At 71.3% G+C, this 17,004-nt stretch carries 20 protein-coding genes; 14 read left to right on the top strand and 6 right to left on the bottom strand.

From position 1 onward, the window contains the following. Nucleotides 1–124 precede the first annotated feature (124 nt). Nucleotides 125–1,543, top strand: a complete 1,419-nt coding sequence (locus EDD29_RS37930; RefSeq protein WP_123669011.1) for a sensor histidine kinase — start codon at nucleotides 125–127, stop codon at nucleotides 1,541–1,543. A 77-nt stretch (nucleotides 1,544–1,620) separates the two neighbouring features. Beyond that, nucleotides 1,621–2,286, top strand: coding sequence for a response regulator transcription factor (locus tag EDD29_RS37925; protein ID WP_123669010.1), 666 nt, complete (start codon nucleotides 1,621–1,623; stop codon nucleotides 2,284–2,286). 190 nt (nucleotides 2,287–2,476) lie between these two features. Here EDD29_RS37925 and EDD29_RS37920 read toward each other — a convergent pair whose 3' ends face one another. Beyond that, on the bottom strand, nucleotides 2,477–2,818 hold the full coding sequence (locus tag EDD29_RS37920) for a MerR family transcriptional regulator (protein WP_123669009.1): 342 nt from the start codon (nucleotides 2,816–2,818) through the stop codon (nucleotides 2,477–2,479). A 92-nt stretch (nucleotides 2,819–2,910) separates the two neighbouring features. On the opposite strand from EDD29_RS37920, the gene ahcY (EDD29_RS37915) reads away from it, so the two are divergent. The 7 genes from ahcY (EDD29_RS37915) (at nucleotide 2,911) to EDD29_RS37885 (ending at nucleotide 9,168) form a co-directional block, all read left to right on the top strand. Continuing rightward, nucleotides 2,911–4,347: an adenosylhomocysteinase gene (ahcY, locus tag EDD29_RS37915; RefSeq protein ID WP_246053208.1), complete on the top strand. Its 1,437-nt coding sequence runs from the start codon at nucleotides 2,911–2,913 to the stop codon at nucleotides 4,345–4,347. 9 nt (nucleotides 4,348–4,356) lie between these two features. Then, the gene (ahcY, locus tag EDD29_RS37910) at nucleotides 4,357–5,616 is read left to right on the top strand and encodes an adenosylhomocysteinase (protein WP_123669007.1); all 1,260 of its coding nucleotides are present in this window, start codon (nucleotides 4,357–4,359) and stop codon (nucleotides 5,614–5,616) included. Then, on the top strand, nucleotides 5,616–6,161 hold the full coding sequence (locus EDD29_RS37905; protein WP_123669006.1) for a hypothetical protein: 546 nt from the start codon (nucleotides 5,616–5,618) through the stop codon (nucleotides 6,159–6,161). The genes ahcY (EDD29_RS37910) and EDD29_RS37905 overlap by 1 nt, the downstream gene beginning before the upstream one ends. Nucleotides 6,162–6,417: 256 nt before the next feature. Then, nucleotides 6,418–7,017, top strand: a complete 600-nt coding sequence (locus EDD29_RS37900; protein WP_170201737.1) for a superoxide dismutase family protein — start codon at nucleotides 6,418–6,420, stop codon at nucleotides 7,015–7,017. Between the two features lie 124 nt (nucleotides 7,018–7,141). Further along, entirely contained in the window at nucleotides 7,142–7,993 is an 852-nt protein-coding gene (locus EDD29_RS37895; protein WP_148086233.1) for a hypothetical protein, read from the top strand. Continuing rightward, nucleotides 7,993–8,934, top strand: coding sequence for a hypothetical protein (locus tag EDD29_RS37890; RefSeq protein WP_123669003.1), 942 nt, complete (start codon nucleotides 7,993–7,995; stop codon nucleotides 8,932–8,934). The genes EDD29_RS37895 and EDD29_RS37890 overlap by 1 nt, the downstream gene beginning before the upstream one ends. 9 nt (nucleotides 8,935–8,943) lie before the next feature. Then, nucleotides 8,944–9,168, top strand: coding sequence for a UTRA domain-containing protein (locus EDD29_RS37885; RefSeq protein WP_123669002.1), 225 nt, complete (start codon nucleotides 8,944–8,946; stop codon nucleotides 9,166–9,168). A 225-nt stretch (nucleotides 9,169–9,393) separates the two neighbouring features. On the opposite strand, the gene EDD29_RS37880 is transcribed toward EDD29_RS37885, so the two are convergent. Next, nucleotides 9,394–9,858 (bottom strand): MarR family winged helix-turn-helix transcriptional regulator, encoded by a 465-nt coding sequence (locus EDD29_RS37880; protein ID WP_123669001.1) that lies wholly within the window; start codon nucleotides 9,856–9,858, stop codon nucleotides 9,394–9,396. A gap of 58 nt (nucleotides 9,859–9,916) precedes the next feature. On the opposite strand from EDD29_RS37880, the gene EDD29_RS37875 reads away from it, so the two are divergent. Continuing rightward, nucleotides 9,917–10,297, top strand: a complete 381-nt coding sequence (locus tag EDD29_RS37875; RefSeq protein ID WP_123669000.1) for a cupin domain-containing protein — start codon at nucleotides 9,917–9,919, stop codon at nucleotides 10,295–10,297. A 111-nt stretch (nucleotides 10,298–10,408) separates the two neighbouring features. Beyond that, nucleotides 10,409–10,813 (top strand): VOC family protein, encoded by a 405-nt coding sequence (locus tag EDD29_RS37870; protein ID WP_123668999.1) that lies wholly within the window; start codon nucleotides 10,409–10,411, stop codon nucleotides 10,811–10,813. Between the two features lie 51 nt (nucleotides 10,814–10,864). Here EDD29_RS37870 and EDD29_RS37865 read toward each other — a convergent pair whose 3' ends face one another. After that, on the bottom strand, nucleotides 10,865–11,206 hold the full coding sequence (locus EDD29_RS37865) for a hypothetical protein (RefSeq protein WP_123668998.1): 342 nt from the start codon (nucleotides 11,204–11,206) through the stop codon (nucleotides 10,865–10,867). Nucleotides 11,207–11,396: 190 nt separating this feature from the next. Here EDD29_RS37865 and EDD29_RS37860 point away from each other — a divergent pair, with 190 nt between their 5' ends. Continuing rightward, nucleotides 11,397–11,975 (top strand): TetR/AcrR family transcriptional regulator, encoded by a 579-nt coding sequence (locus EDD29_RS37860; protein WP_123668997.1) that lies wholly within the window; start codon nucleotides 11,397–11,399, stop codon nucleotides 11,973–11,975. A gap of 82 nt (nucleotides 11,976–12,057) precedes the next feature. After that, nucleotides 12,058–12,840, top strand: coding sequence for an oxidoreductase (locus EDD29_RS37855; protein WP_123668996.1), 783 nt, complete (start codon nucleotides 12,058–12,060; stop codon nucleotides 12,838–12,840). A 319-nt stretch (nucleotides 12,841–13,159) separates the two neighbouring features. On the opposite strand, the gene EDD29_RS47915 is transcribed toward EDD29_RS37855, so the two are convergent. Continuing rightward, a complete protein-coding gene (locus EDD29_RS47915; protein ID WP_123668995.1) occupies nucleotides 13,160–14,206 on the bottom strand; it encodes an RDD family protein in 1,047 nt (348 codons plus the stop codon). A gap of 44 nt (nucleotides 14,207–14,250) precedes the next feature. On the opposite strand from EDD29_RS47915, the gene EDD29_RS37845 reads away from it, so the two are divergent. Further along, the gene (locus EDD29_RS37845) at nucleotides 14,251–15,246 is read left to right on the top strand and encodes a stage II sporulation protein M (protein ID WP_123668994.1); all 996 of its coding nucleotides are present in this window, start codon (nucleotides 14,251–14,253) and stop codon (nucleotides 15,244–15,246) included. 29 nt (nucleotides 15,247–15,275) lie between these two features. Here EDD29_RS37845 and EDD29_RS37840 read toward each other — a convergent pair whose 3' ends face one another. Continuing rightward, nucleotides 15,276–15,965: a response regulator gene (locus EDD29_RS37840; RefSeq protein WP_211360138.1), complete on the bottom strand. Its 690-nt coding sequence runs from the start codon at nucleotides 15,963–15,965 to the stop codon at nucleotides 15,276–15,278. Nucleotides 15,966–16,034: 69 nt separating this feature from the next. Next, a complete protein-coding gene (hpf, locus tag EDD29_RS37835) occupies nucleotides 16,035–16,739 on the bottom strand; it encodes a ribosome hibernation-promoting factor, HPF/YfiA family (protein WP_123668992.1) in 705 nt (234 codons plus the stop codon). Between the last annotated feature and the right edge of the window lie 265 nt (nucleotides 16,740–17,004).

Genomic DNA, 17,004 nt, shown 5'->3' with positions numbered 1-17,004 from the left:
GTCGCGCTTTCATTCCACGTCCCCCTCCGGGCCCGGATCCGGGTCATCCTCCAGGCGGATCGGTCCACGGGGTATCGCACCCTAAGGTGAGGCGAACAGCCCCAAATCCGGCGAGGATGGCAGCGTGAGCAGCGAGAAGACACTGGGGACGGGTGCGGCCGAACATCTGTGGCGGCTCTCCGGACGGGGCGTGGCCGCCGTCGGCCAGCTCCTGCTGTGGGTGCTGGAAGGCATCGGGCGGCTGTTGAAGCCACTCCTGGACAAGGCCCTCGCCAAGATCCACGGCCGGCCGCAGCCCGCCGTGCCGCTCCCCTCGTTCGGGCCCTACGGCACCATGATCGCGCCGCAGGCCGCGCAGCCCGCGCCCACGCCGCGCTGGATGGCCTCCTGGCAGCGGTTCTTCTCCTCGTGGGTCTACGCGCCCGTCACCGGACTGCTCTTCACCCTTGCCGCCGTGTACGAGGCGGGCACGAACACCGACGATCTCTTCAGCGTCCAGGGGGCCTTCGCCGTCGCGGCCGCGCTGCCGCTGGTGTGGCGGCGCGAGGTGCCCAAGCCCGCGGCCGCGCTGGTGCTGGGCGCCGCGGCGGCCTCGCTGCTGTCCGGACAGGCGTTCCTGGTCACCACGATGGCCGCCGCGCTCTGGATGCTCTACCTCCTGGCGCAGACCCTGCCCCGGGCGTCGGCGGGGGTGCTCGCGGTGACCTCGCTCACGGTCGTCGGGGTCGTCTACCTCGCCGGGGACGGCCTGGACGCGATCCCGTGGCCCGCCGCGGTCGCCGCGGTGATCGGGGCCATCGGACTCGGGGACGCCCGCCGGACCGTCCAGACGACGGCGGCCGAGGCCCGGGAGCAGCGCACGGAGACCCTTCAGGCGCTCGGCGACGCGCAGCGGGACCAGGCCGTCATGCGGGAGCGGGCCCGGATCGCGCGGGAGCTGCACGACGTCGTCGCGCACTCGGTGTCCATGATCGCGGTCCAGGCCGAGACCGCCCCGTACACGATGCCGTCGCTGACGGACGAGGCCAAGGAGGGCTACGCGGAGATCGCGCACACCGCGCGCGAGGCGCTGGTCGAGATGCGGCGGCTCCTGGGCGTCCTGCGGTCCGACGCGCCCGCCGACGGCGAGGTCACCCCGCAGCCCAGGCTCGACCGGATCGGCGACCTCCTCGACCAGCACCGGGGCGCCGGAGGCGCGGCCGCCCTTTCGGTGCGCGGAACCGAGCACCCCTTGTCGGCCACCCTTGAGCTGTCCGCCTACCGGATCGTCCAGGAGGCCCTGACGAACGTGCGCAGGCACGCGCCGGGGGCGCCCGTCCAGATCGATCTCACCTACCACCCCGACAGGCTGGCCGTCCGCGTCCACAACGCCGCCGCGGGACCCGCGCAGACCCGGGTCGACGGGTTCCCGCTGCCCGCGGCCGGCGGGCACGGCCTGATCGGCATGCGCGAGCGGGCGACCATGCTCGGCGGCGACTTCCGGGCCGGGCCCGCCGCCGACGGCGGATTCGACGTGTCCGCCGACCTGCCCTTCCGCACCTGACCGAGGATCTGTCTGCCCTGGCCGGTGCCACGGGGCCGATCGGCTGGGACAATCGGGGGACCGGTTAGGGAGGCGCCATGATCCGGGTCGTCATCGCCGACGATCAGACGATCGTCCGCGCGGGGTTCGCCGCCCTGCTCGGCGCACAGGAGGACATCACCGTCGTCGGCGAGGCCGGAGACGGGGCCGAGGCCGTGGACCTGGCCCGGAGACACCGTCCGGACGTGATGGTGATGGACGTCCGGATGCCCCGCATGGACGGCATCGAGGCGACCCGCCGGATCCTCGCCGACCCCGGCACCGAGAACCTCCGCGTCCTCATCCTCACCACCTTCGACATCGACGAGCACGTCTACGACGCCCTCGCCGCGGGCGCCTCCGGCTTCCTCCTCAAGGACGCCACCGCCGCCGACCTCGTTTCCGCGGTCCGCATCGTCGCCCGGGGCGACGCCCTCCTGGCCCCCCAGGTGACCGCCCGCCTGGTCCGCGAGTTCGCCCGCCAGCGCCGCTCCCGCATCACCCCGCCCGCCGCCCTCGCCACCCTCACCGCCCGCGAGAACGAAGTCCTCATCCTCATGGCCGGCGGCCTCTCCAACGCCGAGATCGCCACCCACCTGGTCGTCTCCGAACACACCGTGAAAACCCACGTGGCCCGAGTCTTCACCAAACTCACCCTCCGAGACCGAGCCCAAGCCGTCATGCTCGCCTACGAATCCGGCCTGGTGACCCCCGGCCAGCCCTGACCTGGCCGTAGGCCGCGGGGGATGGGTCAGGCGCCGAAGGCGGTGGTGACGCGGTCGAGGGGGACGGGCTTGAAGTTCTGGTCGCCGGCGGTGCAGCTGTAGGTCTCGTCGGCGTGGCAGCCCGTCTTCAGCAGGGTGAGCTTCCGGGTCGTGGCGTCGATCCGGTGGATGTGCGTGGCGCGGCGGGCGTTCAGGGACGGGGGCGGGGGCGGAGGAGGCGCTGGGCCTTGGCCTGGTCGAAGTCGAGGGCGCGGACGGGGTGGGGCTTGAGGCGGCCGAGGCGCTCGCCGAGGTCCTGGACGCGGGCGCGGGCTTCGGGGTCGGCCAGGACGCGGAGGGCGAAGGCGAGTTCGGCGGGGCCGATGTCGTAGCGCTGCTCGATGGCCAGGCCCGTGGCGACGGCGCGGAGATCCAGCTCGGTGTACTGGCGGTGGACCCTACCCGCCCGCGGTGGGAGAAGTCCTAGTTTCTCCCGGTATCGCAGGATTCGGGGGGAGGTGCCGAGGCGCTGCGCGGCCTCCGTGATCCTCATTCTGACAATTCTATGTCAGATTCGCCCGGTCCAGCGTGCCTAGGCGCGGGTTCGGGTCCTAGACTTCCGAGCGGAGCTATCCAGAGGAGTCGTTGAAGATGGACTACAAGGTCGCCGACCTTTCGCTCGCGGCGTTCGGCCGCAAGGAGATCCAGCTCGCCGAGCACGAGATGCCCGGCCTGATGGCGGTACGCGCGGAGTACGCGGCGGCCCAGCCGCTGCGCGGCGCGAAGATCATGGGCTCGCTGCACATGACGATCCAGACCGCCGTGCTCATCGAGACCCTCGTCGCGCTCGGCGCCGACGTCCGCTGGGTGAGCTGCAACATCTTCTCCACCCAGGACCACGCCGCCGCGGCCGTCGTCGTCGGCCGCGAGGGCACCGTCGAGGACCCCAAGGGCGTCCCGGTCTTCGCCTGGAAGGGCGAGACCCTGGAGGAGTACTGGTGGTGCACCGACCAGGCCCTGCGCTGGCCCGACGGCACCCCGCCGAACATGATCCTCGACGACGGCGGCGACGCGACCCTGCTCGTCCACAAGGGCGCCGAGTACGAGAAGGCCGGGGCCGTCCCCGCCGCGACCGATGACGACCCCGAAGAGTGGCACGTCATCGTCGACACCCTCAAGAGCACCATCGCCGCGCAGCCGGGCCGCTGGACCGACGCCGCTGCGTCGATCAAGGGCGTCACCGAGGAGACCACGACGGGCGTGCACCGCCTGTACGAGATGCACAAGAACGGGACCCTCGCGTTCCCGGCGATCAACGTCAACGACTCGGTCACCAAGTCGAAGTTCGACAACAAGTACGGCTGCCGCCACTCCGTCATCGACGGCCTCAACCGCGCCACCGACGTCCTCATCGGCGGCAAGGTCGCGCTCGTCGCGGGCTACGGCGACGTCGGCAAGGGCTGCGCGGAGGCCCTCAAGGGCCAGGGCGCCCGGGTCATCATCACCGAGATCGACCCGATCTGCGCGCTCCAGGCCGCGATGGACGGCTTCCAGGTCGCCACGCTGGACGACGTCGTCGGCATCGTCGACATCTTCGTGACGACGACCGGCAACTTCAACATCATCACCGCCGACCACATGGCGAAGATGAAGCACCAGGCGATCGTGTCCAACATCGGGCACTTCGACAACGAGATCGACATGGCCGGCCTGGCGAAGATCCCGGGCATCGTCAAGGACGAGATCAAGCCGCAGGTCGCCACCTGGACCTTCCCCGACGGCCACAACATCATCGTGCTGGCCGAGGGCCGCCTGATGAACCTGGGCTGCGCCACCGGCCACCCCTCGTTCGTCATGTCGAACTCCTTCACCAACCAAGTGATCGCGCAGATCGAGCTGTTCACCAAGACCGAGCAGTACCCGGTCGGCGTGTACGTCCTGCCGAAGCACCTGGACGAGAAGGTCGCGCGCCTGCACCTCGACGCGCTGGGCGTCAAGCTCACGACCCTCACCAAGGCCCAGGCCGAGTACATCGGCGTGGACGTCGAGGGTCCCTACAAGTCGGACCACTACCGGTACTGAGCGGACGTCTTGACTGACTCCGACATCGCGGACCCCGGCCTGGCTCAGGCCGGGGTCCGGCGCATCGACTGGGCGGACCGGGCGATGCCGGTCCTGCGCGCGATCCGCGAGCGGTTCGCCGTGGAACGTCCCCTGGACGGTCTGCGCATCGCCGCCTGCATGCATGTGACGACGGAGACGGCGAATCTCCTGCGCACCCTCCAGGCCGGGGGCGCGCAGGTGGCCGTGGCCGCTTCGAATCCGCTGTCCACCCAGGACGACACGGCGGCCGCCCTCGCCGTGTCCTACGGGGTGTCGGTGTTCGCCCGAGCGGGTGTGGATATGGACACCTATTACCGACATATCCATGCGGCGTTGGACCTCGCCCCGCACATCGTCGTGGACGATGGGTGCGATCTCGTCAACATCCTGCACACCGAACGGCTCGACCTCCTGCCGGGAGTGCTCGGCGGGTGCGAGGAGACGACGACGGGCGTCCTGCGGCTGCACCAGATGGCCAGGGAGGACGCGCTGCGCTTCCCCGTCGTGGCCGTCAACGACACCGCGACGAAAAGGCTCTTCGACAACAGGTACGGCACCGGACAGTCCACGCTCGACGGCATCGTGCGGGCGACGAACACGCTGCTCGCGGGCAAGACCGTCGTCATCGCCGGGTTCGGGTACTGCGGCCGGGGCCTCGCCGAGCGCGCGCGAGGGCTCGGCGCGCGCGTCATCGTGACCGAGATCGACCCGGTGAAGGCGCTGGACGCGCTGCTCCAGGGCTTCGGCGTGCAGACGATGGAGGAGGCCGCCGCGCAGGGAGACGTGTTCATCACCGCGACCGGCAACCGCGACGTCGTCCACGCCGGGCACTTCGCGGTGATGAAGGACGGGGCGATCCTCGCCAACTCGGGGCATTTCGATGTCGAGGTCGACGTCCGGGGTCTCGCCGGGCTCGCCGTCGACGTCCAGCGGGTCCGCCCGCACGCCGACGAGTACCTGCTCGAGGACGGGCGCCGCCTCGTCCTGCTGTGCGAAGGCCGCCTCGTCAACCTCGCCGCCGCCGAAGGGCACCCGGCCGCCGTCATGGACATGTCCTTCGCCGATCAGGCCCTCACCTGCGCGTGGCTCGCCGCCGCGCACACCGGGCTCGCCCCCGGCGTCCACCAGGTGCCCGAGCGGATCGACGCCGAGGTCGCCAGGCTCAAGCTCGCCTCCACCGCCGTCGAGATCGACGTCCTCACCACCGACCAGGAGGACTACCTGTCGTCCTGGCGCTCGGGGTCGTAGTGCCGCGCGGCGTCTATCTGCACACCGAGTCCGGGACGCGCGAGGAGTTCCAGTGCGCCCCGGGGCCCGCCGGATGGCGTTATGTGGCGTCCGGAGTCGATCTGACCGTCGACTCGCGGTGGCGTCCCGCGCGGCTCGTGCTCACCTCGGGGGAATGGACGCTGCGGGGCGGCTGCGCAGGCCGCGAGGTGCTGTGGGTGCGCGGCGGCCGCGAGCACGCCGCGGAGGCGCACGGGTTCCTCGGGGAGTCGCCGGGGTTCCTCGTGGCGGTCGCGCGCTCGCTGCGGCTGGAGCCGGGCGGGACGGCCGACGTGCCGCTCGTCGCCGTCTCGGGGGAGGTGCTCGCGACCCGGCGGGTGGTCCGGCGGTTCACGCTGCGCGCGGTGGAGGCGCACGAGACGGATCTCGGGGCGCTGCCGGTCGAGCACTGGACGTCGGTGGACCTCGATACCGCCGAGGAGACCGAGTTCCATCTCGCGGGGGACGTCGTCGTGGCGGCGGAGGGCATCGAACTCGATTCGCTGGAGTCGCCGCCGTCGCGGTGATCCGTCGGCGCCGGTTCGGCGTGACGGAACGGGCAGGTCATCTCTCGGAAAAGCCCCGCCTCCTGGACGAGATCTTCCCGAAGGATCCGGAAGACCGAACGTTTGCTTCCCGGTTCGGGGGAGCATGCCCACCGCGTCCGATACTGGAGGTGAGGTGTCCGGGGAGCCGCGGGGCCCGGCACGGCAGGCTCGTCCCGCACAGGCTCGGATCCTCCCCAGGGCATCGGACAAGACGCCACATCGGGGAGATCTACTCATGTTCCGCATCAGGCAACTGGCCCTGGCCGTCGCCGTCGGGGCGGGCGGCACAGCGATAGCGGCCGCCGCGGCCGCCTCTGCCGCCGGAGACGCCCAGGACCCGCAGGCGACCGCCGTCATCAAGACCGCGGAGGGCGCCACGGTCGGCTCGCTGACCGTCGACGCCGAGAACGGACCCGCCCGGGTCACCATAAAGGCCCAAGGGCTCCCGCCCGGCTACCACGGCCTCCACTTCCACCAGACGGGCGTCTGCGACGCGAACTCCAAGGACCCCGCCACCGGCAGCCCCTTCTTCAGCGCGGGCCCCCACCTGGACACCGGCGGCCACGAGCACGCCCACCACACCGGCGACCTCCCCGACCTGCTGATCAACACCGACGGCACGGGCACCGCCACCGCGGTCTCCGACCGCTTCCAGGTCGACCAGCTCTTCGACGCCGACGGCACGTCCGTCATCATCCACGCCAACGCCGACAACCAGTCCAACATCCCCGATCGCTACACCGCCCCGGACGGCCAGAAGGGCCCCGACGCCGACACCCTCAAGGCCGGCGACTCCGGCGGCCGCACGGCCTGCGGCATCCTCCAGAAGCCGTGAGGCCTGACGCTTCCCGAGTGCGGGGCGGGCCGTGAGTTTTCGCCGCTCCCAAAGTACGCGGGCCGAATTCCGGTAATTGCTAAATAGGGCGACATGTCTGGTGCTGTTCCGCATACTCGGGGTCATGGCGAACTCACGGGGGCGTGGGCTGGTCCTGACGGTCACGGCCCTTCTGGCACTCGCCGTCGCAGGCTGCGGCGGAGACGGCCCGGAAACCGGCGCGGCGCCTTCCGCCGACGCCTCGGTCCCGGCGCCGGGCACCGGACGGCCGTCGGGCGGACCGCTCGACGGATCGCCGGGCGGATCCCCCGGCGGCGGCGAGGGGGAGACCGCGCCGCCCGTGGGTCCCTCGGCGCAGCCGTGGCAGATCCCGGAGATCGACCAGCCGGCGGGCCCCGACCTGGACGGCAGGACCCTCGACGGCACCTGCGCCTTCATCTTCCCCACGGGCGGCGACGTCCGCATCGTGCGCTACACGCTCGGGTCCGGGACCGAGGACGACTTCACGGACGCGCCTGCGGAGTACTTGACGCGGAACGACGCGGAAGAGAGCGTGCCCGCGACCCTCGGGCTCACCGAGACGCCGCCGCCGATCCTGCCGGAGGAGGAGTCCGGTCAGACGTCCGGCGCCTGCCGGGGCTCGACCGACGGCGCGGGTGTGCCGACCGGGCCGTGGGGCGCCCAGCCGTGCGGCGTGGACATCGTGCTCACCCCGACCAAGGGATGCAGCCTCTGGCTCTCCGACGACCCGCTGCCTCCGAAGGCCCGTCCCGGGTCCTACCGGATCCCGGTGAGCATGCGGCTGAGCAAGCTGTGCAAGGACACCGCGCACCCGGCCTGCCAGGACCTCACGAGCGTGACGCCCACCCCGGAGACGCCGGTACGGGTCTTCTGGGACGCCGAGGCCGAAGTCGTCCCGTACGTCGTCTGGGTGAACGGAGAGGCGATGGCGAGCTTCAACCCGGCGATCTGGTGATGGCGCGCAGGCCCAGGTGGGCGCGGACCGGGCCCGCCCAGGCGCCGGACGCGGCGGCCGAGGACGAGGAGCGGCGCTGGACCGAGCGGCTCACCCTCCTCAGCACCGTCGGGCCGCCGACGACGCTCGCCGCCGGGCTCCTCATCTGGTACGGGTACGTCGCCACGCTCCAGCGGTTCCGGTACTTCGGGGTGGAACTCCAGCTCACCGGCCTCGCCAACCAGGACCTCCTGCTGTTCGGCCTGGAGATCGCCTACCCGGCGGCGGTTCTGCTCCTGGTGGTCGTCCTCGCGTGCCTGACCCTGCACACGGGACTCGGCCTGCTGCTCCGGACGCGGCCCCGCGCCGTCCGGTGGATCGCCCCGGCCGTCGCGCTCACGGGCGCGGCGCTGCTCGTGCGCGCGCTCGTCGGCGTCCTGGTACGCGGGGTCGCCGAGCACGAGAGGCCGGGGACCACGCCGCTGTCCCTGACGGTGTGCGCGCCCCTGCTCGTCTACGGGTTCTGGCTGGCGCGCCGGGCGTGGGAGGGCGGCTGGCGGGAGAGCGCGGAGGCCGAGGCGCTGGAGCGGAGGGGCAGGACCCTGGCGATCGCGCTCGCCGTCGTCGGCCTCTTCTGGGCGGCGAACTCCCTCGCCGCCGAGGTAGGCGTCGCCCGCGCCTACGACAGCGTGAAGCGCCTGGACAGGCTGCCCGAGGTCGTCCTCTACACCAAGGAACCCCTCGCGGACGCCCCCGCGGAGACCCGCCAGTGGGACTTCGGCAAGAAGGCCACCTTCCGCTACCGCTACCAGAACCTGCGCCTCCTCCTCGCCTCCGGCGGCCGCCTCTTCCTGGTCCCCCTCACCTGGAAACCCACCGACACCACCGCCCGCCTCTCCACCTTCGTCGTCCCCTACGACACGAACATCCGCCTCCAACTGATCCCCCGCCCCACCCCCTGACGGGCCCCTGTGGCCCTCTCAGAGAGGTCGGCGCGCGGACCCGAGCCCGGTCGAGAGGCCGCCCGTGCCGCGACATCAGAAGAACGCGACCTTTTCGGCCTCACCGAGACCGAACCCGTCCTCGCCCTGACCCGCCTGATCCGCGACGCCGACGACCACCCCATCGAAGCCGACGCCATGACCATGCCCGCCCGCTCCACCCGCCTGCGCTGCACCCTGAAGGCGACCCGATGACCGACACCGGCCGCCCCCCTCCACCAGCGCATCGCCGCAGGTGGGCGGAGGGCTTCGTCGGGGGCTCACCATCGTCATGGCGCTCTCCGAGGCGTGCGGGATCGCGCCCTCGCCCGGCGGCGGCAAGATCGTCGGGCGCGACTGCGCCCGGCCTGATGGCGGACCGGCGCCCATGCGCGCGGCGAGGGGGAACGGCGGCGCGGCCTCCTCGCCGCCTGGTTCGGGTCAGGAGAACCAGGCGGGGAGGTCGGTGCGGAACGGCTCCGCGGCGGTCATGGTGCGGAGGGCGTCTTCGACGGTGGCCAGGCGGGCGGGGCCCAGGGCCTCGGACCATTCGGCGCGTAGGGCGTCGAAGATTTCGGCGGAGTCGGAGAGGGCGGACACGCCGCGCGGGGTCAGGCGGACGATGCGGGCGCGGGCGTCGGCGGGGTCGGGGACGCGGGTCAGGTAGCCGAGGCGTTCCAGGGACTCGACGGTCTTGGCCGCGGCCTGCTTGGTGACGCCGAGGCGGCGGCCCAGTTCGGCGGTGCTGCATCCCTCGGGGCCGACGGCCTGGAAGACGAAGCCGTGCATGGGGCGCATCTCGGGGTGGCCGCGTTCGGCGAGCCTCGTGTGCAGCTCGTCGATGAGGGCGCGGAAGGCCAGCAGAAGGCGGATCGGGAGTTCGAAGCCGGGCGGATCACTTGACATAAAAGACAACCTGGTTGACTATATGGACAACTTAGATGTCTATCTTAGGGGTGTTCCCATGAAGATCGTGCGTTCCGCGGAAGCCCGGCAGACCAGCACGCCCACCGCGACCATGACGACCCTCGCGTCACCGACCCTCGGCGAGGCCGCGACGTCCGTCTGGCGGGTGGACGTCGCTCCGGACGCGCCCGTGGGTCCCGTCCACGTGATCGACGCCGAACAGGTGTGGACCTTCCTCTCCGGCGTCGCGACGGTCGAGGTCGACGGCCGCGCAGCCACCCTGGGCGCGGGCGACACCATCGTGATCCCCGCCGACGAGACCCGCCAGGTGCGCGCCGACCGCGCGACGGGCTTCACCGCCCTGGTGACGGCCGCCGCCGGCGCGCGCGCGGCCCTGTCCGGAACCGGCGAGTTCCAGACCCCGCCCTGGATCGCCTGACGTCGTGCGGGGCGCCCCCTCCGCGGGAGGGGGCGCGGGCGGCCGCACCGTGTTCTGTCGGTGGCCGTGGGTAGGCTCCGGGCGAGTCGACCAGTGGGAAGGACGCGGAAGATGCGGGTGAAGCCGTTCCTGATGTTCGAGGGTCGGGCCGAGGAGGCGATGGACCTCTACGTCTCGCTGTTCCCCGGGTCGGAGATCGTGTGGATCAAGCGGTACGGGCCAGAGGGGCCGGGCCCCGAGGGCTCGGTGTTCCAGGCGGTGTTCCGGGTGGCCGACCAGGAGGTGATGTGCATCGACAGCTACGCGGAGCACGGGTTCACCTTCACGCCGTCGTGGTCGCTCTACGTCGAGTGCGACTCGGCCGAGGAGCTCACCCGGATCGGCGCGGCCCTCGAAGAGGGCGGCTCGGCGCTGATGCCCGTCGGGTCGTACGGGTTCAGTGAGCTGTTCACCTGGGTCGCCGACCGCTTCGGCGTCTCCTGGCAGCTGAACTACCAGGGCGACGCCGCGACCTGACCGAGCCCGTCCCGGCGCGGGTGCGGCCGCGTCGGGACGGGGCCGCCCCGCTCAGGAGACGTGGAAGCCGCCCCGCTCGACGGCCTGGGCGCTGAACTCGCCGAGCGCGCGTACTTCGCCGACGAGGCCGTCGGGGATCCCGTCGACGAAGGTGCCGTAGGTGGAGACCGCCTTTTCGGCCTCGGCCCCGTCGAGGAGGTCCGCGATCGCCCGGCACTCCTCGGGGCCGACGTGCCAGCCGTCGTTCGACTCGAACTTGTGCACCTGTACGGGGCAGTCCGCGCCCGCGTGGGCGACGGCGATCCGCAGCACCTCGCGCACGTCCGCCATCACGTGGCCGGGAACGTCGAACCCCGGCCCCGCGCCATCGGCATAAGAGAAGTAGAACCCCACCCGCGTCCTTCCCAAGTGTCTCTCCGGTACGCCGAGCATCCTCCGCCCCGCCCGAGCCCACCTGGAAGGGACCCGGGTCCCGCCCGAGTCCCTTCCAGGCCGAGCGAGCCCGCGCCCCGCCCGAGCGACCCCGCGAGGGACCCGGAGTATTTTTGACTTGAGGGTACAGAATCGTGCTAGGGTCGCGGACATGGGTAGGCCGCGCCAGTTCGATTCCGACTCCGCCGTCGAGCGGGCCATGCAGGTGTTCTGGCGCAAGGGCTACGGCGCCACGACCCCGCAGGACCTCGTCGACGAACTCGGCATCGGCAAGGGCAGTCTCTACAACGCGTTCGGCAGCAAGCACGCGCTGTTCGAGAAGGCCCTGCTCCGGTACCGGGACAGCCAGACGGAGGCGCTGGTGGCGATGCTCGAGGAAGGCGGGCCCGTCAAGGAGCGGTTGCGCAAGGTGCTGATGTTCCTCGTCGAGCTCGATCTCGCGGATCCGGATCGTCGGGGCTGCATGGCGGTCAACACCGTCGCGGAGCTCGGCGAGTCGGACGAGTCCGCGATGCGGCTCGTCCGGCGCATGCTCGACCGCACCGAGGAGGCGTTCCGCGCGGTCGTGGAGGAGGGGCGGCGCGATGGGGAGATCGCCGCCGACGTGGACGCCAGGGCCGTGGGAAGCCTGCTGCTGAACACGGTCGTGGGCCTGCGGTTGATCTGCCGGTCCGCCGAGGGGCCGGAGCGTCCCACCCGGGTGGTCGACGCGTTGCTGGCCTCCCTCTGACCCCGCGAAGCCCGATCCGGACACCGGATCGGGATGTTCTTCGGCCTAATTTTGTACCCGCAGTTCAAGAATAGGAAGCCTCATGGATCTCCATCTCACCGGAAAGACCGCAGTCGTCACCGGGGCCAGCCGGGGCATCGGGCTGGCCACCGTGCGGACCCTGATCGCGGAGGGCGCCCGCGTCGTCGGGGCGGCGCGCACCATCACCGCCGAACTGAAGGACTCCGGAGCCGTCCCCTTCGCGGCCGACCTGAGCACCGAGGGAGGTGTCGCCGCCCTCGTCGACCACGCGCTCGCCGAGTTCGGCGGTGTCGACCTGCTGGTGAACAACGTCGGAGCCGGGGATGACGTAGGGCTCGGCGGATTCCTCGACACCGACGACACGCAGTGGACGCGCGTCTTCGACCTCAACCTGTTGAGCGCGGTCCGCGCCACCCGCGCCGCGTTGCCCAGTCTCATCGAGCGCGGGGGCGCGATCGTCAACGTCTCCTCGATCAACTCCAGGCTGCCCGCCGCGGGCCCGATCGCCTACAGCGCCGCCAAGGCCGCGCTGACGGCGTTCGGCAAGTCGCTCGCCGAGGAGTTCGGGCCGCGGGGCGTGCGCGTGAACACGGTGTCGCCGGGCGCGGTCCGCACGGCGATCTGGGAGGCCCCCGACGGCTTCGGCAGCAAGATCGCCGCGGCGACGGGCACCGAGCACGCCGACTTCCTGCGAGGGCTCCCCGCGGCGTTCGGCATCACCACCGGCCGCATCACCGAACCCGAGGAGGTGGCGGCGCTGATCGCGTTCCTGCTCTCCGACGTGGCCGGCAACATCACCGGCGCGGACCACCTGATCGACGGCGGCACCGTGAAGTCCGTCTGAACCCATGCCCTGTCATGGCGCCCGAGCCCGCGCGCCATGACGGGGCGCCTCAGGTCCGTCGCCCGGCCCGCCGGCGCGGAGGAAGCGCAACGGGACGGCGTTCCGGGCCGTGCCCGAAGGCGGCCACGTCGACGCGCGCGGCCCGAGCACGGGAGGACAGGGACGGGGCGGGAGGGCAGGGACGGGACGGTCTTCCGAGCCGCCGCCCTGAACGGCGGCCACGTCCATGCCGCCGACCGCCGGGAGGCACGGCTCGTGGCCCGAAGGCGGGAGGGGGCCGTCGGCCGGTCGCGGCTGAGAAGCGGCTGCGTCGACGCCGTCAGCGCAGGGGAGGACGCGCGGGTGGGGTCGGCTGGGGGCCGGAGGAAGGGGCGTAGGACTTGGCCGGGTCGTGGCCAGGGGGCGGGGGAGCCGCGGGGTAGGGGCCCGGGGCGTAGCCGGGAGGTGGGGTGGGGTGGTGGCCAGGGGCCGCGGGGTAGGGGGCGGGGGGCGGGAAGACGGGGAGGTAGGCGGTGGTGGGGGGAAGGTAGGGGCGGATGTGGGAGGGCTGTTCGGTGGGGATGTGCTGGCCGGTCCGGCGCAGGTGGTCGACGCGGCGGGCCTTGCGGGCGGCGAGGCGGCGTTCCTCGCGAGTGCGGCGTTCGGCGAGGACGGCGGTCAGCAGGAGCTCCGGCGGGTTGCCCGGGGGCGGGGGCGGCGACAGCAGCGGCAGGAAGCGCTGGAGGAGGGAGGCGCCCATGGAGACGCGGACGTCGGGGAGGAGCTCCCAGTAGCGGAGGAGGTACTGGCGGGCGCTGAGGGCCAGGTCGTCGGAGATCTGGGAGAGTTCGAGCGCCGCGGCCCACGGGGCGAGGTGCGGGGGCATCATCGCGGGCGGCGGAAGCGCGGCGGTCGCCGCCGTGCGGTCCTGGATGACGAGGGTGCCCGCGAAGAGGTCGCCGAGGCGGCGGCCCTCCCGGTTGAACAGCGAGCAGATCAGTGCGGGCGCGCCCATGAACATGAGGAACTCGACGAACCCGGTGAGCGCCCGCATCAGCGCCTGGCGGAACCGGACGACCCCGCCGTCCACCGCGACGACCCGCAGCCCGAGCGCCATCTTTCCGACGGACTTGCCGCGCGTCAGCGTCTCGGAGATCGCCGGGTAGCCGACGAACGTCCCGACGGTCACCACGATGCTCAATCCGACGGCCACCGCCTCGTCGGCGACCAGCACGACGAACTGTACGGCCTGCATCAGGGTGGACACCACCGCGAACATGATCGCCAGGTCCAGGAGCAGCGCCGACGCGCGGCTGGCCAGGCGGGCGGGCCGCAGATCGAGGGCGACCGCCTCGCCGGTGACCAGTTCTGCCGAGGTGACCGTCATGGTGCCCAGTATGCCGGGCTCGCCGGGCCGGTAGATTCGCCGTCGTGGATGTCGACGCCTATGCTGCCGCGCACAATGCCGAATGGCTCCGGCTGGAAGAGCTCATCAACCGCGCCGGCAAGCTCCGCGGCGCCGAGATCGACGAACTCGTCGAGCTGTACCAGAGGGCCGCGACGCACCTCTCGGTCGTCAGATCGGCCTCGCCCGATCCGGCGCTCATCGGGCGCCTGACGTCGCTCGTCGCGCGCGGCAGGGCCGCGGTCTCGGGGGCGAACGCGCCGCTGTGGCGGGACGCCGCGAGGCTCATCACCGTGTCGTTCCCCGGCACGGTCTACCGGCAGCGCTGGTGGTGGCTGGGCTGCGCCCTGTTCGGGAACCTGCTGGCCCTGGCCGTCGCGCTGTGGGTGGCGGGCGATCCGCGGGTACAGAGCACGCTCGGCACCCCGTACGACATCCAGCAGCTGGTCGAGCACGACTTCGCGAACTACTACACCGAGCACGAGGCGGGCGCGTTCGCGTTCCAGGTGTGGGTGAACAACGCGTGGGTGTCGGCGCAGGCGATCGTGTTCGGCATCCTGCTCGGCATCCCGACCCTGTACGTACTGGTGGTCAACCAGCTCAACCTCGGCGTCACCGGCGGGCTGATGGCCGCGCACGGCAAGACCGACATCTTCTTCGGCCTGATCCTCCCGCACGGCCTGCTGGAGCTGACCGCGGTCTACGTGGCGTGCGGCGTGGGCCTGCGCCTCGGCTGGACGATCATCGACCCGGGCGCGCGCCCGCGCGGCAGGGCACTGGCCGAAGAAGGCCGCGCCGCGATGAGCGTGGTCCTCGGCCTCATCGGTGTGCTGCTGGTCTCCGGCGCCATCGAGGGCTTCGTGACGGGCTGGGTGCACACGACCTGGCTCCGCATCGGCATCGGCGTCGTCGCCGAGATCGCCTTCCTCGCCTATGTCTGGTACTTCGGCCGCAAGGCCGTCGCCGCGGGCGACACCGGTGACGCCATCGACACCCCGGACCTCGCCCCGGCCGCGGCCTGATGGCCCCGCCCTCGGGCGGGGCCATCAGGTCAGGTGATCTCCAGCAGTTTCTCGCGGACCGCGTAGACGACGGCTTCCATGCGGGAGTGCAGCTGGAGTTTCTCCAGGATGTTGCGGATGTGGTTCTTCACGGTGTTCTCGGAGATGAACAGCTCTTTGGCGATCTCCCGGTTGCCGAGGCCGCGGGCGACGAGGCGGAGCACCTCCATCTCGCGGTCGGTCAGCCGTGGCGCGGGGACCTGCTGCTGCCGTTCCTCGGACCGCCGGGCCAGCGCGGTGAACTCGCTGATCAGCTTCGACGCCATGGACGGGCTGATCAGGGACTGCCCGCCGTGCACGGCCCGGACGGACTGGGGCACTTCGTCTATGGCTATCTCCTTGAGCAGATAGCCGCTGGCACCCGCCTTGAGCGCCTCGAAGAGATCCTCCTCCTCGTCGCTGATCGTCAGCATGACGATCTTGGCGCTCGGCACCGCCTCCTTGATGGCGACGCAGGCCTCGATACCGCCGCGGCGCGGCATCCTGATGTCCATCAGGATCACGTCGGGCAGCAGGTCGCGTGCCTTGTCGACGGCTTCCAGCCCGTCACCGCCCTCGCCGACCACTTCGATCCCGGCCTCGCCGGTCAGGACCATCTCCAGACCCCGGCGGAACAGGGCGTGGTCGTCCACGATCAGGACTCGGATCGGATCGGTGCGAGGTTCGGGGATCTCGCTCACTCTTCCTCCCCCATATGGGATACCTAGATCATGGCATGCGAGGGCGGGTGACGGGTTGTTAACGACGCATCACTCGTCAATGAGACGGATGACGCCGTAGTCCCAACCCCTCCTGCGGTAGACGACGCTGGGAAGGCCGCTCTCCCTGTCAGAGAACAGGAAGAAATCGTGGCCGACAAGTTCCATTTCGTAGAGGGCCTGGTCGATGTGCATCGGCTCGGCCTTGTGGGTCTTCTCCCGGACGACGACGGGGCAGTTCCCGTCCTTGTCGATGGTGAGCAGCTCCTCCTCGAGGTCGGGCCGCTCGAAGCCGTCGGGCCTGCGGTCGGACACCGCGACACCGGTCGCGGCGGCGACCCGGGCGAGCCCGGCGCGGGCCGGCTCGGGAGCGCGGACGGGCTCCGGGGTGGGCGGCAGGGTCGACGGCATCGCCTCCATACCGTTCATCTTGGGCGGGGTACGGGTGCCGTAGTGGGTCTTGCGCCGGTCGGAGACCCGCCGCAGCCTCGAGTCCAGCTTGTCCAGGGCCATGTCGAGCGCGCCGTAGCGGTCGTCGGACGCCGCCTCGGCCCGGATCACCGGACCCCTGGAGTGGAGCGTCAGCTCGACGCGCTCCTTCTGGTCCGCCATCCGCGGGTTGCGCTCCGAGCTCACCTCGACGTCCACCCTGATGATCTTGGAGTCGAGCTTCTCCAGCTTGGCGAGCTTGCTGTCGACGTGCCGCTTGAAGCGGTCGTTCACGTCGGTGCGTCGGCCCTTCACGATGATGTCCACGTAGGGACCCCCCTTCTCAATCGAGATAACGGACGGTCCGGAATTCGGAGTTCCAGATGTTTCCGTTGTGTGGAGGAGCACCCGCCCGGCCGACCTGGTCTTCGACCCCACAATCGCCTGCTGAGAGGTTCGCAGCCCATGCCACTACTGCTCTTCTCCCGTGACGGCGGATATCTGATCCACCGGCGGGGCAGGACTTACTTCTAAGCCGCACCGTGATCACTCGACAAAAAGTCGGCTTACGTGGACCGCTTCGCCTGCGACT

Origin of the sequence: Actinocorallia herbida, assembly GCF_003751225.1 — a bacterium.
Classification (GTDB): domain Bacteria; phylum Actinomycetota; class Actinomycetes; order Streptosporangiales; family Streptosporangiaceae; genus Actinocorallia; species Actinocorallia herbida.
The sequence above is the reverse complement of the archived record's forward strand: the minus strand, read 5'-3'. Positions and strand labels throughout refer to the sequence as shown.